The sequence below is a fragment of the Streptomyces sp. NPDC032472 genome (assembly GCF_040636955.1).
Classification (GTDB): domain Bacteria; phylum Actinomycetota; class Actinomycetes; order Streptomycetales; family Streptomycetaceae; genus Streptomyces.
This window is the reverse complement of the sequence record NZ_JBEZVK010000053.1, coordinates 14,366-36,660: the sequence shown is the minus strand read 5'-3', so window position 1 is coordinate 36,660 and position 22,295 is coordinate 14,366. Positions and strand designations below refer to the sequence as shown.

The following is a 22,295-nucleotide window of genomic DNA, read 5'->3' as shown; positions in this document are numbered from 1 at the left end:
CGGCGGCCGCCCGGGCATCCGCGCCGGGTCAGAAGGTGCAGGTGGGTACGCCGTCCAGCCAGGCCGGCCCCTGGATGTAGATGTTCGTCACCCAGGCCCGGTAGTCGGGCAGGTACGACCAGGCGTCGTTGGTGTAGCCGTCCGAGGTCACGGTTTCCGCGTGCTTCTGGCACTGCACCCGGATCGTGGTCGGCCCCGGGAAGGCGTACACCCGCGCCGCCGCGGTCGACGGCAGGGCCTTGGTCCACACGCCCGTGCCCCACGTCCGGAAGAGGGACCCGGTCACGGGACCGGTGTTGACGCGCACCGCCCCGTAGTAGTCGCCGCCCAGCCGGACGTCACTGACCATCAGCTTCGTCCCGGACTGCCGGGCCTCCGCCATCCGGCCCGCCCCCAGGTAGAGGGCGATGTGGTGCAGGTCCTGGGAGGTGCCCCACACCAGCAGGTCGCCCGGCAGCAGCGGGGCGAGCCCCCGGTCGGCCGTGAAGCGTTCGGCCGCGCGGTGCGTGTAGTACTGGGCCGAGGCCGTCCCGTCGAGGAGGTCCGAGCCGGCGGCCTGCGCGTAGGCGTACCGGATCAGGCCCGAGCAGTCGAAGCCGAGCCGTTCGGGATCGTGCTCGCTGGCCGGGTCGGTAGGGTCCACCTGACCGTAGGTGGCGCCGGGTTGGGGGCCGTGGCCTCCGCCCCAGGTGTACCAGATGCCGGCCGCGACCTGCTCGCACGCGGCGGCGACGGCTCGTTCGGCCGCCGCGGAGGCGCCCGGCGCCAGGACCCGGCACGAGCCGTCGGCCGCCGCCGGGGCCGAGGCGGGCGCCGACGGCGCGCACAGCAGGAGGGCCAGGAGGGCGATGAGCGTGCCGAGGACACTGGATCGGCGCAGCATGGAGAACCCCGTTTCGTTCGCGCGGCGGTGACGCGCCGTCACCGCCCGTGCAACGAGAGCCTGGCGCGGCGGCGCCCGGCGCGTCGAGATCCCGAAGGCGCACCACTCGTACGGGCAACGGGAAACCCTGCGGGAAACCCCCGCAGATCAGGACCGCTCGCCACACTCCGCCGCCGGCGACGCAGGCACCGTCGGCGTGCGCAGCCGGCAGATCTGCGCGAGCCGGGCCCCCGGATCGGTGTTCCACAGCCGTACCGTGCCGTCGCCGGCGCTGCTGGCCACCGTCCGGCCGTCGGGGGAGAAGGCCACACCCCACACCGCGTTCCCGTGGCCCGCGAGCGCGGCCCACAGCCGCCGCCCGGGCACGTCCCACAGCCGTACCGTGCGGTCGTTGCCGCCGGCGGCCAGCATCCGCCCGTCGGGGGAGAAGGCCAGGGCGCGTACGGAGCCGGCGGGGCCGGCCAGCACCGCGAGGGCCCCGTGCCGCCGGGCGTCCCACAGCCGTACGGTGCCGTCGTTGCCGCTGCTGGCCAGCGTCCGCCCGTCCGGGCCGAAGGCGACGGCCCGGACCGCGCCCGCGTGGCCGGTGAGCGTGGCCAGCGGCCGGCGCCCCGCCACGTCCCACAGCCGTACGGTCAGATCGTCGCCCGCGCTGGCCAGGGTGGTCCCGTCGGGGCTGAACGCGACGTCGTTGGCGAAGTCCGTGTGGCCGGTGAGCGTGGCCAGCGGGGCGCGTGCGGCCACGTCCCACAGCCGTACCGTGCGGTCGGAGGCGGCCGAGGCCAGGGTCCGGCCGTCCGGGGAGAACGCCACCGCGAACACGATGCCGCCGTGGCCCGGCAGCGTGGCCAGCGCCCGGTGCGCGGCGACGTCCCACAGCCGGACCGTGCCGTCCGAGCCCGCCGAGGCCAGCACCCGCCCGTCCGGCCCGAACGCCACCGAGTAGACCGTGCCCGTATGGCCCTCCAGCGCCGCGGCCGGCCGCCGCCCGGCCACGTCCCACAGCCGCACCGTGCGGTCGCCGCCGGCCGTGGCCAGCAGCCCGCCGTCCGGGCTGTACGCGGCGTGCCGGACCTCGGTGAAGGGGCGGGCGGTCAGCGCCGCACCGCGCAGGTCCCACAGCACCACCGACTGGTCGAAGGCGGCGGTGGCGAGCGTCGTGCCCGTCGCGTCCACGGTGAGGGCGAGCACGTAGTCGGTGTGGCCGGACAGCGTCGACACCAGGCGGCCGCTCGGGACGTCCCACAGCCGGGTGGTGCCGTCGCCGCCGGCGCTGAGCACCATGGTGCCGTCCGGGGTCCAGGCGACGGCGTTGACGTCGTCGTTGTGCCCCGTCAGCGTGGCCGTCGTACGCCGCCCGGCCACGTCCCACAGCCGCACGGTCCGGTCGCCGCCGCCGCTGGCCAGGCTCCGCCCGTCCGGCGAGAACGCCACGCCCAGCACCTCGCCGGCATGGCCCCGCAGGACCGCGAGCTCCTCGGCCGTGGCCGGGTCCCACAGCCGGACGGTGCCGTCGGAGCCCGCCGAGGCGAGGGTGCGGCCGTCCGGCGCGTACGCCAGCGCGTCGATCCTGCCGGTGTGGCCGGCCAGGACCGTGGCCGGGGCGGGCCCGCCCTGCCCCGCTGTGCTGCCCGCGCCGCCCGTCGGATCGTGCAGCCGTACGGTGCCGTCGGCGGCCGCGACGGCGAGGGTGCGCCCGTCGGGCGAGAACGCCACGGCCCGGGCGTCGGCGGTGTCCGGCGCCGGCACGGCCGCGGGGCGCCCGGCGGTGTCCCACAGCTGTACGGGACCCTCGGTGGACGTCGTCGCCAGGGTGCGCCCGTCGGGGGCGAAGGCGACCGCGCGGACCCGGCCCGGGACCGACAGCGTCGCCGTCGTCCGGCGGTCGGAGACCCGGCGCAGCAGGACCTTCCCGTCGGAGCCGGCCGTCGCCAGCAGCCCGTTGCCGGGGCCGAAGGCCACCGCGTTGACCGGGCCGCTGTGACCGCCGAGGCGGGTGAGGAAGGGCTGTGCCTGTGTGCTCAGCAGGGCCCCGCGCGCCGCCGCCGTGGTCTGGGTGCGGTACGCCTCCTGCGCGAGCCGCATCGACTCCTCGGGCCGGCCGGCCGCCAGGGACGCCGACTGCGCGGCCAGCGCCTCCGAACGGGCGGCGCGCTCCTGGCCGAGCGCCCCCGCCCGCTGCCGGTACGCGACGGCGCCCGCGGTCACCGCGAGGGCCAGCAGGACCAGGAGCATGGCCAGCATCCGCTGCCGGATGCGGACCTGCCGTCGGGCCTGCGCCCGCCGGGCGTCCTCCGCGGCCCGCCCGGCCCGCAGGAACGAGGCCTCCAGCGGCGTGAGCGGGCTGCGGCCGCCGAGGCCGTCCGCCCAGGAGCGGGCGTTCTCCAGCCGGGTCCCGCGGTACAGGACCGACGGGTCGCGGCCCTCCCGCTCCCATTCCTCGGCGGCCTCGGCCAGGTGGCGGTGGACCAGCAGCCCGGCCCTGTCGGCGTCGATCCAGCCGCGCAGCCGGGGCCAGGCGTGCAGCAGGGCCTCGTGCGCGATCTCCACGGTGTCGCGGTCCGCGGTGATCAGCCGGGCCTGCACGAACGCGTCGAGGGCGTGTGCGGCGGGGGCCGCGTCGGAGAGCTGTTCCAGCAGGGCGGCCCGTTCCAGCCGGCGCCGGGTCGCCGCCGCGCCGTCGGCGACGTGGACCAGCGCCACCAGGATCCGGCGGAGCATCCGCTGCTCCGCCGGGTACAGCCGGGCGAACACGCTCTCGGCGCTCTGCGCGACGGCGCCCCGGATGCCGCCGGTGTGCTCGTAGCCCGCGACGGTCAGGGCTGCCCCCTCGCGGCGCTCCCAGGTCGCCTGCAGCGCGTGCGACACCAGCGGCAGCGCGCCGGCGGGTGCGGAGCCGGATCCGGGCGCGCCGTCGGGGCCGACCCCGGCATCGCGCAGCAGCAGCGGGACCAGGCCCGGTTCGAGGGTGAGCCCGGCGAGCTCGGCCGGGCGCGTGACGGCCTCCCGCAGCTCCGCCACGGACATCGGCGGCAGGACGAAGAGCCCGTCGGTGAAGGCGGGGACCAGCTCGGGCAGGTCCAGGCAGCTCCCGGAGAAGTCGGCCCGTACGCCGATCACGACGACGGCCGGATCGTGCCGGGGCGCCGGATCGTGCCGGGGCCCCGGAGCGTCCCCCGGCCGGGCCGCGGCCAGGGCGCAGAGCACCCGGACGAACGCGCACCGCTCGTCCTCGTCACCGCAGAGGGTGAAAACCTCCTCGAACTGGTCGACGAGCAGTACCGGCCGCACGCCGGGCCCCCGCGGATGCCCGGCGCCGGCGGGCGTACCGTCCGACAGGCGGTGTACGGCCTCCAGGAGCCGCTCCGGCCGCTCTCGTACCTCCTCGGCGGTGAGGCCGAGGTCGCCGCCCAGCGCCTTCGCGGTGCAGTCCAGCAGCTCCTGGAGCGGATGCGCCGTCGGGGTGAACCGTACGACCGGCCAGCCGTCCGCGCCGGCCATCGGGAAGCCGCCGCCGCGCCGCAGCGCCGGTACCAGGCCCGCGCTCAGCAGCGAGGACTTGCCGGCGCCGGACCTGCCGACCAGGACCAGCGGGCCGCTGCCGATCCGTTCGAAGACCCGCTCCACGAGCGCGGCCGTGGCCCGCTCCCGCCCGAAGAACCGGCCCGCGTCCTGCGGGGTGAAGGCCGCCAGCCCCCGGTAGGGGCACTCGCCCTCCGCCTGCGGACCGCCGTCCGGCGCCTGCGCCGCGGTCCGGCCCGCCCCGGCGCGGGCGGCCTGCGCCTCCGCCTCCCGGGCCAGCCGCACCAGCGCACCCTCCGCCTCCAGCACCCGGTCGCAGCGCAGCGCCACGTCGAGGGTGACGCGCTTGGCGCCGGTCTCGATCTTGCTGAGGTAGCCCTTGCTGTAATGCGTCTGCCGGGCCAGGGCCGCCAGCGACAGGCCGCGCTGCACCCGCAGCCGCCGTAACCGGGCCGGGAACGAAGGAACTTCGGCCGACGTCGGCTCCGACGGTGGGTCCCCTACGGCATCCCCCACGGCATCCCCCATGGCAGTGCGCGACCGGGTCGTGAGATGGCGGGCCCAGGCTACCGCGGGGGTCGGACGGCGGAACGCGCGCTGCGCACGGCATGGCGGAAAACAGCGCAGGACGGCAGCCTTCCGGACCCCGCCGGGCGGCGGATCCGGAAGGCTGTCCGAACGGGTGGGCGGCTACGGCCGGTTGAGGGTGATCGAGTTGATCGGGCCGAGGTCGGCGTAGACACCGGTCTGCTGGGCTATGGGGGCGCCGCAGCCCGTGCCGTTGGAGCCGGTGCACAGGCTCGCGGTGGCGCCGCCGTACTGGTTGTTGAGGACCCAGTGGTTGCCGTACTGGTCGAAGAGCTTGTGCGCCCCGTAGCTGTAGAAGATCTGGCTCGGAGCCACGGCCGGGTCCTGGTTCTGCGGGTAGATGCACACCGCTCCGTAGGGGCAGCCCGCCCAGTCGTCGGTCGGCCTGGCGTCGGCGGTCCCGGCCAGGGCCACGAGGGCCGCGGCGGCGGTGGCGAGTGCGGCGGCGCCGCGGATCGTCTTGCGCATGGTGTGTCCCCCTGAAGGCTGTGTTCCCGCGGTCGCGGTCACGGTGGTGTGCGCGGGCCGGTGGTGTGCACCGGCAGGTGGTGTGCACCGGCCGGTGCCGTGCCGGCGGTTTCGGGCCCGGCGGCGTCCGGCGGCTTCTTCCGCGGCTTCAGCCTGTCTCCGCCCCCGGCAGCAGGTCGACGGGTTGCCCGTCGCCCGTCGCCGGATCGTCCGGGAAACCGCCCCCGACCTGCCGGAACGCCCCGGGCGGGCAACGGGGCGGGCTGCCGTGCGCCGCCGGAATGTCCGGTCTGGCGGATGCCGGGCAGAATTGAGGGAGTGACCCGCGCCGCGCCTGCCGCGCGGGTACCGGACAGCCACGACAGCCACCCGCAGGGCAGGCGCGCAGAAGGGGGCCGGCGATGCCACCGGACCGGCTGGGGGGCGCGCAGGACCCCGGCCCGATCCGGTCGGAACCGGGCTCCCTGCTGGAACACGTGGTGGTGGCCGTCTTCGGCATCGACGACGAGGACCGCATCCGCTACTGGGGCCCGGGCGCGCAGAACCTCTTCGGGTACCCGGCCGACGCGGCGCTGGACCGGCCCGCGGGCCTGCTCTTCCCCGAGCCTGCGCCGGGCGCCCCGGGCGGCGCCGACCGGCTGGCCGAGCGGGCCCGCACCCTCGGGTACTGGCGCGTGCGCATGCCCGCCCGGCACCGCGACGGCAACGTGTTCGACTGCGGCTTCCGGGTCTTCCCGCTGGCCGACCCCGCGGGGCGCTCCGTGGTCCTGGGCCTGGCCAGCCGGGGGGAGGAGCTGGACCGGGTGAAGACCAACCTCGCCTTCCTCGACGCCCTCTTCGAGACCTGCCCGATCGGCCTGGTCATGCTCGACGAGGAACTGCGCTACGTCCACCTCAACCAGGCCCTGGCCGACATGGACGGGGTCCCCGTCGCCGACCATCTCGGCCGCCCCGTGACCGACGTGATGCTCACCTCGGACGGCGGCGAGTTCCAGCGGATGCTGCGCTCCGTCGCCCGGGAGGACCGGCCCGTCATCGCCGCGCTCGTCGGCCTGCGCACACCGGGCCACCCCGACCGCGACCAGGTCCGCTCGGTCAGCTTCTTCCCGCTGAGCGGCGCGGGCGACACCCGGCGCGGCCTGGGCGGGCTGGTCGTCGACGTCACCGACCGCGAGCGGGCCATCCTCGAGGCGAGCGCCGCCCGCCAGCGCCTCGCCCTGCTGGACCGGGCCGCGGCGCGCATCGGCACCACCCTCGACCTGGAGGTCACCGCGCGCGAGCTCGTCGAGGCGGCCGTACCGGACTTCTGCGACGCCTGCGTCGTCGAACTCGTCGAATGGATGGACGAGACCGCGGACTTCGATCCGCTGCTGCCGCTGTCGACCCGCCGGATCGCCTCGCGCACCACCCTCGCCCAGCCCGCCGTCGAGCTGGTGAGCGGCCTGGAGAAGGTGACGTACCCGCCCGGCTCCAGCATCCACCAGATGCTCAGCACCGGCCGCCCCCTGTCCGTGCCCGTCAACGAGGAGTTCGTGACCCGCACCGTCGCCCACGCCCAGCGCGCGAAGCTGCTCCTGTCCAGCGGGCTGGCCTGCATCCTCATCGCCCCGCTCATCGCCCGCGGCACCGTGCAGGGCATCGCCATGTTCGGCCGCTCGGCGGCCCGCCCCGCCTTCGCCGAGGAAGACCTCAGCCTCGCGGGCGAACTCGCCTCCCGCGCCGCCCTGTGCCTGGACAACGCCCGCCTGTACGGCCGGGTCCAGGACATCGCGCTCACCCTCCAGCGCGCCCTGCTGCCCAGCGCCCCGGCCGCCGGCCCGTACGTCGACATCGCCCACCGCTACCTGCCCGGCAGCCGCGTCACCCAGGTCGGCGGCGACTGGTACGACGCGATCGCCCTGCCCGACGGCCGGGTGGCCCTCGTCGTCGGCGACGTGATGGGCCACGGGGTCCCCGCCGCCGCGGCCATGGGACGGCTGCGGATCACCGCCAAGGCGCTGGCCCGCCACGTCCGGGACCCCGCGGCGCTCCTCGCGGAGCTCGACGACTGCGCCCAGGAGACCGGGATCGACTGGGCGACCTGCCAGATCCTGCTCTACGACCCGTACACCGGCCGCGCCCTCATGGCGAACGCGGGTCACCCCCCGCCCCTGGTCCGGCGCCCGGACGGCACGGTGGATGCCCTCGCCCAGGGGCCCGGGGTGCCGCTGGGGGTCGGCGGCGTGGCGTACCGGACGACCGGGGCCGAGCTCCCCGAGGGCGCCACCGTGGCCCTGTACACCGACGGCCTCGTCGAGGCGCGGGGCCAGGACATCGACACCGGCATCGACGCGCTGCGCAGCCGGCTGGCCGGGCCGGTCGGCTCGCTGGAGGAGGCGGCCGACCGCATCCTCGCCGAGCTGCTGCCCGAGACGGCCACCGACGACACCGTCCTCGTCCTCGCCCGGGTCCGCCGCGCGCCGGCACCCGGGCCCACCGGAGCATGACGGTTACTCAACCCCCGCCTCACCACCGGTTGTTCGGACGGACCGGCGGCGGCTGGACCGGTCTCCCGGGCCACGGCTCACGGCCCCGGCGGACGCTCCCGGCCCTCGGCCAACAGGGCCACGGCCCGCTCGATCCGCGTCCGCCGGGCCTCGGGCGTCAGGGCCTGGAGGACGGGCAGGATCACCAGGTAGCGGCCGGTCCGGTCGAGCGCCTCGAAGGCCTGCTTCGCCTCCGGCCCGGCATCGAGGGCTGCCGCCACGTCCGGCGGCACGGTCGCGGACTTCCGGGAGGCGTACGCCCCGGCCAACCGCCTGTCCTCCTGCGCCTTGCGCACCTCGGCGAGTCCCGGCTCGCGCATCCGGCCGAGCGCGGTCAGTGCCGAGACCCGCTCCACGTTCACCTGCGACCACAGGCTCCGGGGGCGGCGCCCACGGCGTCCGCGAACGCGATCACTTCCACTCCGTCCAGCGCATCCAACTCGTCCATGCCGCCAGGCCATCGGCCGGGTCCGACAGCGCCGCCGCTCAGGAGGCGGGGCAGAGGTTGACCTTCACGGCCGCCAGGATGAGCACGTTCTTCATCGGGCCGAAGCCGTTGGGATGGGTGGGCCCGGTGAAGCGCCCGGCCGCCGATTCGAGGCGTCTGCCGGCGTCCTGCTCGCCCGCCATGAACCGGCACTGCTCCAGGCCCCGGCCCACGGCCTGTTCCTCGTCGCCGCCGACGATCTCCGGGTCGATCTTGTCGAGCGACGCGAGGTACGTGGCGCGCTGCTCGGGCCCGGGGGCGGGGGTTAAACCGGCAGGGGAGGCCGGCGCCGCACCGGGGGAGTCCGAGGAGGCAACCGGAGCCGAGGCCGATGCGAACGCGGCCGCGGGAGGCTCCGTGGCGGGCGGGGCCGACGGTTCCGCGGAGGCGGCGGGGGCGGTGGGGGCCACGGGCGCCGCGGCGGCCGCGGCGGCGCCCTCGGCCCGGGAGTCGGACGCGCCTGGGGCGCTGCCGCAGCCGACGAGGGTGAAGAGCGAGACGGCGGCCACCGCGGCCGCGACGGGTCGTGAGTTCATGCCCGCATGGTGGCAGCCGGGGGTGCCGTCGGCCGCGGAATCACCCTTTCCTCCAAGGGAGTTGACCCGTAACGACCGGGCCCGTCCACACGCCCGTCAGCGGGCCGCTGCCGCGCGGTCGTACACCAGCTCCGCGAAGCGCCGTAGCGCGTCCCCGCCGTGGCCCATGAACAGGTTCGGCTCGACGAGTTCGAGCTCCATCACCACCGGCTCCCCGTCGTCGCCGGTCGCCACGTCGACCCGCGCGTACAGCAGCGGCCGGCCCCCGTCCGGTACGGCGGCCAGCGCCGCCCCGGCCAGGGCCAGTTCGGTGGCCGTCGGCCGGTGCGGTACCAGATCCGGGTGCGGGGCCCGGTCGTTGTCGATGACCCCGACCTCGGTGAGCACCGGCCCCTTGCGGACGGCATGGCTGAAGACGCCGCCGAGGAAGACCAGCGCCCGCTCGCCCTCGTCGATCCGTGCCAGGTACGGCTGCACCATCGCGGTGGCCCCGGCGGCATGCAGTGCGGCGACGTGTCCGGCCGCCGGCCCGTGGTGTTCCTCGGCGTAGCGGGCGGTGTCGTACGCGCCGGCCGAGACGGCCGGCTTGACCACGAACTGGCCGCGCTCCGGCAGCACCACCTCCTCGCCGGGGGCGATGAAGCGGGTCGCGACGACGGGCACGCGCCGCCCGGCGAGGTGCCGCAGGTAGCTCTTGTCGGTGTTCCAGCGCAGGACCGCGGCCGGATTGTCGAGCCGCGTCACGGCCCCGACCGCATCCGCCCAGGCCAGGTACGCCGCCCGCTGCCGGGCGTACCCCCAGGTCGAGCGGACGACCACCGCGTCGTACCGCGACCAGTCGAAGCCCCCGTCGTCCCAGGGCGCGGCCACCGCGTCCAGGCCGCGCGCCCGCAGCGCCTCCAGCATCCCCGGCAGGTCCGTGTCCCAGGCCAGGCCCTCGGCCGAGGTGGCCAGGGCCACCCGGGCGGTGTCGGTCATCCCCGCGCCTCCTGTCGCAGCCGGCGGCGACCCGATCGTCCCCGCCCGGCCGGTTGCGCACGCCCCGGCCCCGCCCAGCGTAGAACGCGGCCCCACAGGCGCGTGACGCGCGGACCGCTGTGCCACTGGGGTGAACCGCGACCTCCGTCTGCGCCTGGCGCCCCGGCGACGGACCCCGTCGCCTGCGGAATGGATCCTCCGTTCCGCCACCCGCGACCCACCGGCAACACCCCGCCACAGCCGCCCCTGCCGCCGCATCCGCGGCCGCCGTCGTCCGGGAACTGGTGAACAGGGACCGCCCCGCCTCCCCGGTCCAGGCCGCGCGCCAGGTCTGCGGATTCTTCACCCAGCACTCCGACCCGTACCGCAGCGACCCGTACGAGTTCGTGCCCAAGACCGGAACTGCACGGGCGGCCCGACCGAACGGGCCAGCAGCAGAAATTCTCCGGCCGAGCACAATCCGCCGGTCTGCTCGAATCACTGACACAGGGAGACGGGCCGCGAGAGCCTCTAGAGGAGGGGCAGGACAGGGCACGACGGGCAGGGCCGGAAGCGACGACCGGCTCGTCGGAGAGGGGGACGACCATGAGGACACGCCGCAAGGAGTCCGGCGCGCCCGAGCCGCCGGAGGCTTCCTGGAACGAGATCGTTCCGGGGCTCTGGATGGGCGGTCACTACTGGGTGGACGGCCTGGGGCGGACCCGCCAGGCGGTCGTGGGCAGGGAGTTCGACCTGGTCGTCAGCCTGTTCACCCGGCCGGGACACGGGCCTGGGCCGGACGTCGAGCACCGGCTCGCCGAGATCCCCGACGGCCCGCTCACCGCGGCGCAGCTCCGGGTGGTCCAGCAGCTGGCCGACGAGGTCGGCCGGGCTGTGCGCGCCGAGCGGACCACGCTGGTCCGCTGCCATTCCGGCTACAACCGGTCCGGCCTGGTCGTGGCGCAGGCGCTGATCGGGTACGGGCAGGAGGCCGCGGCGGCCATCGGCACCGTACGGCGGCGGCGGTCCCCCCTGGGCGCTGAACAACCGGGTGTTCGAGGAGTACCTCGCCACGGGCCTCGACGTCGCGGGCCTCCTGGTCGGTCTGGAGGCGCCGCCTGCCTGACCGGTTACGGAGCCCGGTCGTCCTGCGCCGCCGCCGCGGCCTTGGCGGCCAGGCGGCGGCGGAGGATGGCGCGGGCGTACAGGAGGTGGGCCACGGCTTCCGCGGCGAGGAGGAGGACCACCAGCCACGGGGTGAGGCGCCCCGCCGCCCACAGGACGAGCAGGGGGATCCCGATGCCGGGAACCGCCCACACCGCGACCGAGCCCAGCGGGCGGCCGTAGCGCAGGGCGATGCCAGCGTGGGCCGCGTGGTACAGGGCCAGACCGCCGGCCAGGGCCCAGACGGCACCGGACGGCAGGTGCGGGTGCGCGGCGTCCTCGACGGCGGTGGCCAGGCCCGCGGCCATCGACAGCACGCCCGCGGTCACGAAGAAGTGCAGGAAGCCGCCCATGTCGCGGGCCAGGAGATAGGCGCGGCGGTCATCGGCGGCGGCGAGGACGATCTCCGCCGAGGTCGAGCCGAAGTCGAAGTACGACCACCACAGCGCGGCGAGCAGCACGAATCCGAGGCCGCCGACGAGTCCGGCCTGCAGCGTCCAGGCGTGGTCCGCGGAGGTGACCAGCGCGATGACGGACTCGCCCAGCACGATGATGACGACCAGCCCGACGCGTTCGACGAGGTGCCCGGTGTCCACGCGGCCGGGCATCCCGGCGCCCCGCGCGGTGAGCAGCAGCGCCATCTCGGCGGCGATGAGCCCGCCCCAGACGGCGTACTGCCAGGGCGTGGGCACGGCGGCGGAGGCGGCCCACAGCACGCCGGAGCCCAGGCAGTACGACAGCGGGCGCCAGCGCGGTACCCGCCGCGGCGGCGGGTAACGGGTGGCGGGCCACCACAGCCCGAGGAGGACCAGCCGGGTCCCGGCGTAGCCGAGGGCGTACACGGATCCGCGGCCCGCGTCGGCCTCGGGCACGGCGGCGGCCATGACGGCGATGCAGAACATGGCGGACAGCATCAGGAGCCGGCGGCGCGGGCTGTCGTCGACGAAGAGGTTCGCCGACACGGTGAGGTTGACCCACAGCCACCAGGGCGGGAAGTACAGGCCCAGGAAGACGGCGAAGTCGCGCAGGCCCGGGTCGCCGTGCAGCTGGTGGGAGACCTGGGCGGCGATGGCGACGAAGACCAGGTCGAAGAAGAGCTCGAGCCAGTCGGCGTGCCGGCCTTCGCGCGCCGCCTGCCCGTCGGCAGCCGCCGCCCCGGCGTGCCCGCCGCTCACGGGGTGCCCCCGCTCACGAGGTGCCGCCGCTCACGGGGTGCCTTTCGCCGTCGGCGTGCCCGGCGAAGGGCACCCCGGGCGTTCCGGCCGCCGTCGGCGTGCCGCCGCCCACGGCGTGTCCTTCGCACGCGGCGTGTCCTTCGCCCGCGGCGTCCCCGCCGCGTGCCCCCGCGCCCCACGGTGGTGTCCCCATGCCTGCGCCCTTGCCTCCCGCCTCCTGCCGTCCGCTCCTCGTATGACACCACGCGCAGCCGGGGCCCCGCGTGGCGAAGCGCGCTACCCGACGGTGGCGAGGGCCGCCGTCACCGCGGCCTCGGCGTGGATGCGGGCCGTCGGGAAGACCGGGACGGGGCTGTCGTCGGGCCCGATGAGCAGTTCGATCTCGGTGCAGCCGAGGACGACCCCCTCGGCGCCGTCGGCCGCGAGCGCCTCGATGACGGCGCGGTAGGCGGCGCGCGACTCCTCGCGGACGACGCCCCGGCACAGCTCCTCGTAGATCACCCGGTGCACCAGGGCGCGCCCGCCGGCGTCGGGCACCCGGACGTCGAGTCCGGCCGCCGCCAGCCGCCCGCGGTAGAAGTCCTGCTCCATGGTGAACGCGGTGCCGAGCAGGCCCACCCGGCCGATGCCCGCCGCCCTCACGGCGTCCGCGGTGGCGTCGGCGAGGTGCAGCAGCGGCACGCTGATGCCCGCCTGGACCCGGTCGGCGACCTTGTGCATCGTGTTGGTGCACAGGAGGACGAGGTCGGCTCCGGCCGCCTCCAGGGCTCCGGCGGCCGCCGCCAGCAGCTCGCCGGCCTCGCTCCAGCGGCCCTCGGACTGGAGGCGTTCGACCTCCGCGAAGTCCACCGAGTACACGACGCAGCGCGCGGAGTGCAGGCCGCCGAGCCGGTCGCGGGTGAACTCGTTCAGCAGGCGGTAGTACTCGGCGGTCGACTCCCAGCTCATTCCGCCCAGCAGTCCGATCGTCTTCACGTCGGCCGTCCCTCCTCCTCGACCACTTCGATAAGGGAAGGAGGGTAACAAAGCCTCGATCCATAAGGATCACTTTGGTTTGCTAGGGCCTCCCGGGCGGGCTTGCGTATGGCGGCTGCGGACCCACAGCGGGAGCGCGAACCAGCACAGCACGTACCAGGCCAGCACCCCGATCACGAGCCACGGGACGATGGAGTGGTCCGCGGCGACGCGCAGGATGAGGAACAGGGCCGCGACCAGGGTCGCCAGCAGCAGCACGATGCCCGCGAAGGTGAGCCGCGAGGCCCAGCGCACCGCCTCGGGCTTGATCCGGCGGCCCGCGACGATGCGGTGGAAGGCGACGGGGCCGATCAGGGCCCCGGTCGCCAGTGACCCCAGGACGACGGTGACCACGTAGATCGTCCGGTCCGCCGCCGCGAGGTCCTTGAACTGCGCGGTGAACGCGACGGTCAGCAGGAAGCCGAAGAGGATCTGTACGCCCGTCTGGGCCACGCGGATCTCCTGGACCAGTTCCTGCCACTGGCGGTCGGCCCGCTCGTTGGGTGACTCGTGCCTGCCGTTCGTGCGGTACGGGTCCGACTCGTGGCTCGGGTCCCGCTCCGGGCTCGGGTCCTGATCCGGGCTCGGATCGGGGCTCGGATCGGGGCTCGGATCGGGGCTCGGATCCGGGCTCGGGTCCTGCGCCGAGCCCGGATCCTGCTCCGGGGGAGGGTTCGGGCCGGGTGTCATTGCTCCCCAGTGCCCCGGCGGCCCATGACGTCGCGGAAGGCCGTCATGCAGGGCATGCAGTGGTGGTCGGTCTCGACGTTGTCGGCCGGCAGGAGGGGGCGGCCGCACAGGGTGGTCGAGCGGTCGTGGGTGACGACGTGCCAGACCGGCCCCTGCCCGGTGACCGCCTCACCGAGGTGCATTTCGTACATGTGAGCTCCCCGTATGGTCGACGGCTTGTCCCTCCACCACAGCAGGGCCGGGTGCGGAAGGCCTGACAAGTGGGCCGTACGGGTGACGCCTGCCCCGAGAGCACGGCGGCATGCGGGGATACAAAAAAGCCCCGGAACGAATTGACGTCCGGGGTGATCCACCGCGTATATTTGATGTTTCGCACGCCGCTTTACGGCATGCTTCAAAAAAGCCTTACGGTGACACTGTATCGGGTCGGGAGTGAAATTGTCAACCGAGGAATTCCGTCATGAGCAGCAATTCATCGACGGGCTCTACGCGCGCCTCGACGACCTGCGCGACCAGGCCGAACGCACCATGCGCGAGGCGCTGTCCGCCGCCGGCACCGGCCTCCAGGCCCGCCTGGAGCGCGACGTGCTCGTCGCCGAGCAGTCGGGCCTGCTGTCCGCGCTGAACACCGGCGAGAACGGCCTGTGTTTCGGCCGCCTCGAGTTCTCCGACGGCCGCGACCACCACATCGGCAGGATCGGCATCCGGCGCGATGACGCCGAGCGCACGCCCCTCGTCCTCGATTGGCGGGCCGACGTGGCGCGCCCGTTCTACCTCGCCACCGGCCACCACCCCATGGGCCTGCGCCGGCGCCGCCACATCACCACCAAGGGCCGCGAGGTCACGGCCCTGCACGACGAGATCCTCGACCTCACCGACCCCGAGCGCACCGGGCTCGAAGGCGCCGACGCGGACGCCGTGCTGCTCGCCGCGCTCGACGCCGCCCGCACCGGCCGGATGCACGACATCGTCCAGACCATCCAGGCCGAGCAGGACCGGATCATCCGCTCCCCGCACCGCGGCGTCCTCGTCGTGGAAGGCGGCCCCGGCACCGGCAAGACGGCCGTCGCCCTGCACCGGGCCGCCTACCTCCTCTACGCCCACCGGGAACTCCTCGCCAAGCGCGGCGTGCTGATCGTGGGTCCGAACCCGGCGTTCCTCGGCTACATCGGCGAGGTGCTCCCCTCCCTCGGCGAGACCGGCGTACTGCTCGCCACCATGGGCGAGCTGTTCCCCGGCATCCGCGCGACCGGCACCGACCGGCCCGGCGCCGCGGCCGTGAAGGGCCGCGCAGGGATGGCCGAGGTCCTCGCCCGGGTCGTACGCGACCGGCAGACCCTCCCGGAGACCGTGCCCGCCGACACCGGCGAGGACAGCTCCGTGGTCCCCGAACCGGCCCTGGAGATCGACCACGACGAGTACGGGACCCTGCTGCTGGACCGCACCATGGCGCACGCGGCCCGGGACCGGGCGCGCGCCACCGGGCTGCCCCACAACCTGGCCCGCCCCACCTTCGCGTTCGCCGTCATCGACGCCCTCACCGAGCAGCTCGCCGACCGGCTCGGCGCCGACCCGTACGGCGGCCCCAACCTGCTGGGGCCCGACGACATCGCCCAGCTCGGCAAGGAGATCGCGACCAGCGCCGAGGTGCACTCCGCGATCGACTTCCTGTGGCCGCCGCTCACCCCGCAGGGCCTGGTCGCGGACTTCCTCGCCGATCCCACCCACCTCCCGGAGGCGGACGCGGAGTTGATCCGCCGCACCGGCGGCGACTGGACGCCCGCCGACATCCCGCTGCTCGACGAGGCCGCCGAACTGCTCGGCGTCGACGACAGCGCGCAGCGCATCGCCGAGGAGCGCGCCCGCCAGGAGCGCATCGCGTACGCGCAGGGCGTGCTGGACCTGTCGGCCGGCTCGGAGTCGTACGAGTTCGAGGACATGGAGAACGAGTTCCTCGCCGCGCACGACATCATCGACGCCGAGCGGATGGCGGAGCGGCACGAGGAGGCCGACCACCGCAGCACCGCGGAGCGGGCCGCCGCCGACCGCACCTGGGCCTTCGGGCACGTCATCGTCGACGAGGCGCAGGAGCTGTCCGCCATGGCGTGGCGGCTGCTGATGCGGCGCTGCCCGACCCGGTCGATGACCCTGGTGGGCGACCCGGCCCAGACGGGCGAGGAGGCGGGCTGCGGATCCTGGAAGGAGATCCTGGACCCGTACGTCGGGGACCGCTGGGAGCTCGTCCGACTCGGCGTCAACTACCGTACGCCCGCCGAGATCATGGACGTCGCGGCCGCCGTGCTGCGGGCCCGCCACCCCAGGTTCGAGCCGCCGAGCTCGGTGCGCTCCACCGGGCGGCGGCCCTGGGTGCGGGCCGCGGACGACGTCGCCGCCGCGGTCGCCGAGGCCGTCGGAGGGATGGCCGGCGGGGCCGCGCCCGCCGAGGGCCGGCTCGCGGTGATCGCCCCGCGGAACCTGCACGGGGCGCTGGCCGGCGTACTGCCCGACGTACGGGCGGGCGCGGAGCCCGACCTGACCCGGGCGGTGGTCCTGCTGGACCCGCGGCAGGCCAAGGGCCTGGAGTTCGACTCGGTGGTCGTCGTCGAGCCGGCCGACCTCCTGCCGAGCGACCTGTACGTGGCCCTGACCCGGGCCACCCAGTCCCTCGGGGTGGTGCACTCGGGCCGCCTGCCCGAGGGCCTGGAAGCCGACGGGGACGGGAGGACGGAGACCCGGTAGGCCAGGCGGGGCCCGGTAGGCCAGGCGGGGCCCGGCTGGCCAGGCGGGGCGCGGTAGGCCAGGCGGCGCCGGCAGGTCCGGGGCAGCCGGCCGTCAGACGAGGGCCGGCTCGTCGACCAACGTCTGGAGCTGCTCCAGGCGTTGGCGGGTCTCCTCGTCCAGCGGCACGTACGTCACCAGGCGCGGCCCCGCCGCCGGGCCGAGCCACATGTTGGTGTGCTCCAGGTGCAGCAGCCCGACGTGCGCATTGCGGATGTACTTCGCCCGCGAGCCCTGGCCGACCACCTCGTGCCGCGCCCACAGCTCCCGGAACTCGGCCGACTCCGCCTCCAGCCTGGCCACCAGGTGCTTCCAGGCGGGGTCGGCGAGGTACTCGGCCATCGAGGCCCGGAACTTGGCCACCATGGTCCGCATCAGCTCCTCGGGGTCGGCCACGGCCGCCCGCCAGCCCGCGTTGGTGAACGACAGCCACAGGCAGTTGCGGTCCTCCGGCGCCAGGGCGTCCAGGTCGCACAGCAGCCGGCCGTACGTGGCGTTGTACGCGAGGATGTCGTACCGGCTGTTCTGCACGCACGCCGGGAACGGCGCCAGCTGGTCCAGCATCGCCTGCACGGCCGGGGTCACGCTCGAACACGGCGTGTGGGCCGCGGGGTCCGTGCCGCCGGCCAGCGCGAACAGGTGCGCCCGCTCGCTGGAGTCCATCTGCAGGGCGCGTGCCAGGGCGTCCAGGACCTGCGCGGAGACCTGGATCTCGCGGGCCTGCTCCAGCCAGGTGTACCAGGTCACGCCGACCGCGGAGAGCTGTGCGACCTCCTCGCGGCGCAGCCCCGGGGTGCGCCGGCGCCGGCCGCGCGGCAGCCCGACCTGCTCGGGGGTGATCCGCTCGCGGCGGCTGCGCAGGAAGTCGGCCAGCTCGTGCCGGCGTACGTCGCTCTCGGGTGCCACAGTGGTCATGACACCAGCCTGCCGCACCGCTCATCCGGTTGCCAGGTACTGCCGGTACCAGGATAAAGACACTCTGGTACCAGGCTGAGCGGGCGGTGATCGTTTCCCGTGTGACTGAGACAACGATCCGCAGGCCCCACCCCGCCCCCGCCCACCCGGGCTCCACCCGTGCCGCCCCCTCTGCCGCTTCCTCCGCTGGTGCTTTGATCGGCCCGCTCGGGCTGTTCACCGTGCTGCTCGGCGCGGCCCTGCCGCTGATCGACTTCTTCATCGTCAACGTCGCCCTCCCCGCCATCGACCACGACCTCGCCGCCGGCCCCGCCGTGCTGGAGCTGATCGTCGGCGGCTACGGCGTCACCTACGCCGTGCTCCTCGTCCTCGGCGGCCGCCTCGGCGACACCGCCGGCCGCCGTCGGCTCTTCCTGGCCGGCATGGCCGCCTTCGGCCTCACCTCGCTGGCCTGCGGCCTCGCCCCGACCGCGTGGACCCTCGTTGCGGCCCGGGTGGCCCAGGGCGGTGCGGCCGCGCTGATGCTGCCCCAGGTGCTCGCCACCATCCAGGCCACCACCCAAGGGGCCCGCCGCGCCCGGGCGATGAGCCTGTACGGGGCCACCGGCGGGCTGTCCATGGTCGCCGGGCAGGTGCTGGGCGGCGTCCTGGTGGCCGCCGACGTGGCCGGCCTCGGCTGGCGCTCGGTGTTCCTGGTCAACGTGCCGGTGGCCGTACTGGGCCTGGTGCTCGCCGTCCGCTGCGTCCCGGAGACCCGCTCGGACCGGCCCGCCTCCGTCGACGTCCCCGGCACGCTGCTCCTGGCGCTGTCGCTCGTCTCGCTGCTGCTGCCGCTGACCGAGGGGCGGGCCACGGGCTGGCCGCTGTGGACGTGGCTGCTGCTCGGCGTCTTCCCGTGCGCCGCCGCCGGGTTCTTCGTGGTGGAGCGACGCGCCGACCGCCTCGGCCGCACCCCGCTCGTGCCGCCGAGCCTGCTGCGGCTGCCCTCGCTGCGGCGGGGCCTGGTGATGACGGTGCCGTTCTCCATCGGCTTCAGCGGGTTCATGTTCGTCGTCGCCGTGGTCCTCCAGCAGGGCCTGCGCATGGGCCCGGTCGCGGCCGGGCTGGCCCTGGCGCCGATGGCCGTGGCCTTCTTCGGGGCCTCGCTCGCCGGGCCGCGGCTGACCGGCCGGTTCGGCAGCCGCGTGGTGACCGCGGGCGGGGTGCTCCAGGCCGTCGGCATCGGCACGCTGCTGCTCACGCTGCGGTACGGCTGGCCGCACCTCGGCCTCGCCGAGCTCGCCCCCGGCGTGGCGGTCGCGGGACTCGGGCAGGGGCTCCAACTGCCCGTGCTGATGCGGCTGATGCTCTCGGACGTACCGGCGGACCGGGCCGGCGTGGGCAGCGGGGTCGTCACCACGACCCAGCAGTCCGCGCTCGCCCTCGGCGTCGCCACCCTGGGCAGCCTCTTCCTCGCCCTGACCGCGTCGACGGGCTTCCGCGACGCCGCCACTGCAACGCTGCTGGCCCAACTGGCCCTGATCGCCCTCACCACCGCCCTGAGCCTCCGCCTCCCCCGAACCCTCCACTGACCCCACCGCCCGGGCCGGAAGGCGAGGCGATCCGAAGGAAGCGCCATGCGTACGGGCTGCCGCGGACGTACACGCTGCGGTGGTGGCGCGGGCGGTCGCCGCGTTCGTGGGCCGCGTCGGAGCGGTCGGCGGGGGCCGAGAGCCCGGCGAGGGCCCGGAGGGCCGCGAGCCCGGCCGGCACCTCGTCACGGTGCGACGCAGCCGTCATCCAGGCCGGCAGCCGGGCACCCGCGTACGCGGCGAGGGCATCGACGTGCTCCTCGTCGCAGGCCCACAGAATCCCCCCGGTACAGCGGGTCTGAAGCCAGAGCGGCCGCCGGAAGAAGGGGTGTCCTCGGTGCCGCCGGGGACCGCGCCGACCAGACCGGCACCCCGCTGCTCGGCCGTCCGGTCGGCCACCGCACCGCATCCGGCGCAGGTGAGGCGGCGTGGCCGGAAGAGCAGGTCGCCGGGGTACACCGGTGCCGGGAGGCCAGGCCGAGGCACGACGACTGCGCGGCCACCCCACCGCACCCCGGGCAAAGCTGGACCTGTTGGTATGGGTCACCGCAACCACCCGCGACGCACCGCGTGCCGATGGCTGGTCGTACTCGACGACCTCACCGACCCTGCCGACCTGCGCAACCTGTGGCCCCCGCCAGCGCCCACGGTCGCACCTTGATCACCATCCGCCGCCGCGACGCCGCCCTCACCGGACATGGCCGCCAACTGGTGCCCGTGGGCCTGTTCACCGCAGACGAGGCGACCGACCGCCTACCTCACCAGCGCCTTGGCCGCACGCGGCCGCCACGAGCCCGCCGACCAGCTCGCCGGTCTCGCCGACGACCTCGGACACCTGCGCTTGGCGCTGTCTCAGGCCGCTGCCTACCTGGTCGACGTCGGCTTGGACTGCGCCACGTATCGACACTGGCTGGCCGACCGCGCCCGCATACTCACCGACGTGCTGCCCGACCCCTCCGGGCTGCCCGACGATCAGGCCACCAACGTCGCCGCTGCCTGGTCCCTGTCCATCGACAGCGCCGACGACCTGCCAACGCGGGAGAGCTCACGGCTGCAGACGCGACAGGGGCGCTGCGGGTGCTGCGCCGCTTGAGCCTCATCGACCACACCCCCGACAGCCCACACCAAACGGTCCGCGTCCACCGACTCCTCCAACGCGCCATCCGCGACCCTCTGCCCCCCGACAGGTATGAGCAGCTCGTCCGTACAGCCGCAGACGCCCTCATCGCGGCCTGACCCAGGCCAGTGCCGCCACCGCGTTCGAGCAGGTCCTCGCAGACCGGGAGCGGGTGTTGGGTCCCGACCACCCGCTACACCCTCGCCACCGGGAACGACCTCGCCGACTGGCGGAGACGGGGGGAAACGAGGCTACGGACCAAGCCAAGTCAGGGGAATAGATCAGCCGTCTGCGGGCTGGTATCGCGCAAGACGCACCGGGCCGAACATGTGGCAGCCCAGCAACTGCTCCGAGCCAGGTTCGGAGCAGGGGTGGGAACGCGTCACCGCGGTCCGGGCGGGGTGTTACGGAGTGACTTCAGTCCCGTACAGTCCGTGATGTCGGTGGGTTCGCCCGGGGGCGGCGTGGGTGTTGTTGGGCGGGAGATGAGCGTGGACGTCGGAGGTCGTGGCGGGTCGGTTTCGCGGGCCTCGGGCGGTGGGGGGCGGCCGGTTCCCGTGTTGGGGTCTGGGGTCGTGGCGCGGCGGCGGGCGGAGGGGGATGGGCTGGTCGAGCTGCTTGCGCTGGCTCGGGAACGGCTTGGCGGGGTCGCCGGGTTGCCCCTTGACCCGGAGGCGGGGGCGGCGCCTACCGTGCTGGTCACCGACCCCGGTGCGGTCCGGCACGTCCTCGCCCTGCGGCCCGACCGGTACGTCAAGCGCTCGCACCGCGCCCGCCTGCTGATCGGCGACGGGGTCCTCGCCGCGACCGGCGAAGCCTGGAAGAGCCAGCGGCGGCTGCTGCAGTCCCAGTTCACCGGCACCGGCATGCGGCGCTACGAGCAGCGCATCGCCCGGGCCGCCCGGGTCACCGCGCAGCGCTGGGCCGCGTACGCGCGCACCGGCGAGCGGTTCGACGTCGGCGCGGAGATGCGCCGCTTCGCCCTCGACACCATCTGGCGCTCCCTGACCGGGCATCCCCTCGACGCCGGGACCGACCGTGAACTGGGCGCCGTCGCCGCCGTGGTGGCCGCCCTGCCGACGCTGCCCGCCGACGCGGTCGACGCCCGGGAGGCCGTCGCCGCCGACCTCGCCCGGATCGACGCCGTCGCCCGCGCCGCCATCGAGGCCGCCCGCAGCGGCCCCGCCGGCGCCGGGCCCGACGGGCCGGGCCTGCTGCACGTGCTGGTCGAGGCGGCCGCCGAGCGCCCCGAGTACACCGACCGCCTGATCCGCGACGAGTTGGTCACCTTGCTCGTCGCCGGGCACGAGACCACCGCCACCACCCTGACCTGGCTGTACCTGCTGCTCGACCGGCACCCCGAGGCCTGCGAAGGGGCCCTCGCGGCCGGTCCCGAGGGTTCCGCCGAGCGCCGGCAGGCCGTCCAGGCCGTGGTCCACGAGACGCTGCGGCTCTACCCCTCCGCCTGGATCCTGCCCCGCCATGCGGCCGAGGACGACGTCCTCGCCGGCCACGCCGTCGCGGCGGGCACCGACGTGCTGGTCTGCCCGTACCTCACCCACCGCGACCCGGACCTGTGGCCGCAGCCGGAGCGGTTCGACCCGCGGCGCTTCACCACCCCGCAGGGCCGGCCCGCCGCGCAGGGTGCCTATCTGCCCTTCGGGATGGGCCCGCGGGCCTGCCTCGGCCTGCAGTTCGCCCTGCGCGAGTCCACCGCGCTCCTCGAACAGCTGCTGGCCGCGCACACCGTCGTCTTCCACTCCGTCCCCGAGCGGACCGCTTACGGCATCACCGTCCGGCCCGACGGCCCCACTCCGGCCACCTTGGCTCGCTAAGGGGCCCGGAGGGGTGATAGGCCACCCTCCCGGTCTGGTGTGAAGCAATGAATCAGTGCTTCAATCCTTC

16 protein-coding genes are annotated in these 22,295 nt (G+C 75.0%); 5 read left to right on the top strand and 11 right to left on the bottom strand.

What is annotated here, in order from left to right; all coding sequences use genetic code 11:
- Nucleotides 1-28: 28 nt before the first annotated feature.
- The 3 genes from AB0F11_RS28310 to AB0F11_RS28300 all read right to left on the bottom strand — a co-directional run bounded on the left by AB0F11_RS28310 (nt 29) and on the right by AB0F11_RS28300 (nt 5,461).
- Nucleotides 29-883, bottom strand: coding sequence for an NlpC/P60 family protein (locus AB0F11_RS28310; RefSeq protein ID WP_362179426.1), 855 nt, complete (start codon nt 881-883; stop codon nt 29-31).
- Between the two features lie 147 nt (nt 884-1,030).
- Entirely contained in the window at nt 1,031-4,933 is a 3,903-nt protein-coding gene (locus AB0F11_RS28305) for a helix-turn-helix domain-containing protein (protein ID WP_362179423.1), read from the bottom strand.
- Between the two features lie 162 nt (nt 4,934-5,095).
- Nucleotides 5,096-5,461 carry a hypothetical protein gene (locus tag AB0F11_RS28300; protein ID WP_362179421.1) on the bottom strand — a complete coding sequence of 122 codons (366 nt, stop codon included), beginning with the start codon at nt 5,459-5,461 and terminating at the stop codon, nt 5,096-5,098.
- Between the two features lie 401 nt (nt 5,462-5,862).
- Here AB0F11_RS28300 and AB0F11_RS28295 point away from each other — a divergent pair, with 401 nt between their 5' ends.
- Complete coding sequence (locus AB0F11_RS28295; RefSeq protein ID WP_362179418.1) at nt 5,863-7,947, top strand: SpoIIE family protein phosphatase; 2,085 nt, start codon at nt 5,863-5,865, stop codon at nt 7,945-7,947.
- Nucleotides 7,948-8,024: 77 nt separating this feature from the next.
- On the opposite strand, the gene AB0F11_RS28290 is transcribed toward AB0F11_RS28295, so the two are convergent.
- The 7 genes from AB0F11_RS28290 to AB0F11_RS28260 form a co-directional block, all read right to left on the bottom strand.
- Nucleotides 8,025-8,348: a YdeI/OmpD-associated family protein gene (locus AB0F11_RS28290; protein ID WP_362179415.1), complete on the bottom strand. Its 324-nt coding sequence runs from the start codon at nt 8,346-8,348 to the stop codon at nt 8,025-8,027.
- Nucleotides 8,349-8,472: 124 nt separating this feature from the next.
- A complete protein-coding gene (locus tag AB0F11_RS28285; RefSeq protein WP_362179412.1) occupies nt 8,473-9,009 on the bottom strand; it encodes a hypothetical protein in 537 nt (178 codons plus the stop codon).
- A 96-nt stretch (nt 9,010-9,105) separates the two neighbouring features.
- Nucleotides 9,106-9,987 (bottom strand): hypothetical protein, encoded by an 882-nt coding sequence (locus tag AB0F11_RS28280; protein WP_362179409.1) that lies wholly within the window; start codon nt 9,985-9,987, stop codon nt 9,106-9,108.
- Nucleotides 9,988-11,096: 1,109 nt separating this feature from the next.
- Nucleotides 11,097-12,305, bottom strand: coding sequence for a low temperature requirement protein A (locus AB0F11_RS28275; RefSeq protein WP_362179407.1), 1,209 nt, complete (start codon nt 12,303-12,305; stop codon nt 11,097-11,099).
- Between the two features lie 276 nt (nt 12,306-12,581).
- Nucleotides 12,582-13,280, bottom strand: a complete 699-nt coding sequence (locus tag AB0F11_RS28270) for an aspartate/glutamate racemase family protein (protein ID WP_362179404.1) — start codon at nt 13,278-13,280, stop codon at nt 12,582-12,584.
- Nucleotides 13,281-13,349: 69 nt separating this feature from the next.
- Nucleotides 13,350-14,009 carry a DUF6328 family protein gene (locus AB0F11_RS28265; RefSeq protein ID WP_362179401.1) on the bottom strand — a complete coding sequence of 220 codons (660 nt, stop codon included), beginning with the start codon at nt 14,007-14,009 and terminating at the stop codon, nt 13,350-13,352.
- Nucleotides 14,006-14,200: a hypothetical protein gene (locus tag AB0F11_RS28260; RefSeq protein WP_362179399.1), complete on the bottom strand. Its 195-nt coding sequence runs from the start codon at nt 14,198-14,200 to the stop codon at nt 14,006-14,008. The genes AB0F11_RS28265 and AB0F11_RS28260 overlap by 4 nt, the downstream gene beginning before the upstream one ends.
- Nucleotides 14,201-14,447: 247 nt before the next feature.
- Between AB0F11_RS28260 and AB0F11_RS28255 the strand changes: the two genes are divergently transcribed.
- Complete coding sequence (locus tag AB0F11_RS28255) at nt 14,448-16,748, top strand: helicase (RefSeq protein ID WP_362179396.1); 2,301 nt, start codon at nt 14,448-14,450, stop codon at nt 16,746-16,748.
- Between the two features lie 93 nt (nt 16,749-16,841).
- Here AB0F11_RS28255 and AB0F11_RS28250 read toward each other — a convergent pair whose 3' ends face one another.
- Nucleotides 16,842-17,702, bottom strand: coding sequence for a helix-turn-helix transcriptional regulator (locus AB0F11_RS28250; protein WP_362179393.1), 861 nt, complete (start codon nt 17,700-17,702; stop codon nt 16,842-16,844).
- 194 nt (nt 17,703-17,896) lie between these two features.
- On the opposite strand from AB0F11_RS28250, the gene AB0F11_RS28245 reads away from it, so the two are divergent.
- The 3 genes from AB0F11_RS28245 (at nt 17,897) to AB0F11_RS28235 (ending at nt 22,225) form a co-directional block, all read left to right on the top strand.
- Entirely contained in the window at nt 17,897-19,273 is a 1,377-nt protein-coding gene (locus tag AB0F11_RS28245) for an MFS transporter (protein ID WP_362179454.1), read from the top strand.
- 697 nt (nt 19,274-19,970) lie between these two features.
- The gene (locus AB0F11_RS28240; RefSeq protein ID WP_362179390.1) at nt 19,971-20,366 is read left to right on the top strand and encodes a hypothetical protein; all 396 of its coding nucleotides are present in this window, start codon (nt 19,971-19,973) and stop codon (nt 20,364-20,366) included.
- Between the two features lie 509 nt (nt 20,367-20,875).
- The gene (locus tag AB0F11_RS28235; RefSeq protein WP_362179388.1) at nt 20,876-22,225 is read left to right on the top strand and encodes a cytochrome P450; all 1,350 of its coding nucleotides are present in this window, start codon (nt 20,876-20,878) and stop codon (nt 22,223-22,225) included.
- The last annotated feature ends 70 nt before the right edge of the window (nt 22,226-22,295 follow it).

What these genes read in the sequence shown, in the direction of transcription:
- AB0F11_RS28310 (WP_362179426.1), bottom strand. Translation starts at nt 883, where the DNA reads ATGCTGCGCCGATCCAGTGTCCTCGGCACGCTCATCGCCCTCCTGGCC.
- AB0F11_RS28305 (WP_362179423.1), bottom strand. Translation starts at nt 4,933, where the DNA reads ATGGGGGATGCCGTGGGGGATGCCGTAGGGGACCCACCGTCGGAGCCG.
- AB0F11_RS28300 (WP_362179421.1), bottom strand. Translation starts at nt 5,461, where the DNA reads ATGCGCAAGACGATCCGCGGCGCCGCCGCACTCGCCACCGCCGCCGCG.
- AB0F11_RS28295 (WP_362179418.1), top strand. Translation starts at nt 5,863, where the DNA reads ATGCCACCGGACCGGCTGGGGGGCGCGCAGGACCCCGGCCCGATCCGG.
- AB0F11_RS28285 (WP_362179412.1), bottom strand. Translation starts at nt 9,009, where the DNA reads ATGAACTCACGACCCGTCGCGGCCGCGGTGGCCGCCGTCTCGCTCTTC.
- AB0F11_RS28280 (WP_362179409.1), bottom strand. Translation starts at nt 9,987, where the DNA reads ATGACCGACACCGCCCGGGTGGCCCTGGCCACCTCGGCCGAGGGCCTG.
- AB0F11_RS28265 (WP_362179401.1), bottom strand. Translation starts at nt 14,009, where the DNA reads ATGACACCCGGCCCGAACCCTCCCCCGGAGCAGGATCCGGGCTCGGCG.
- AB0F11_RS28260 (WP_362179399.1), bottom strand. Translation starts at nt 14,200, where the DNA reads ATGTACGAAATGCACCTCGGTGAGGCGGTCACCGGGCAGGGGCCGGTC.
- AB0F11_RS28250 (WP_362179393.1), bottom strand. Translation starts at nt 17,702, where the DNA reads ATGACCACTGTGGCACCCGAGAGCGACGTACGCCGGCACGAGCTGGCC.
- AB0F11_RS28240 (WP_362179390.1), top strand. Translation starts at nt 19,971, where the DNA reads ATGGCCGCCAACTGGTGCCCGTGGGCCTGTTCACCGCAGACGAGGCGA.
- AB0F11_RS28235 (WP_362179388.1), top strand. Translation starts at nt 20,876, where the DNA reads ATGAGCGTGGACGTCGGAGGTCGTGGCGGGTCGGTTTCGCGGGCCTCG.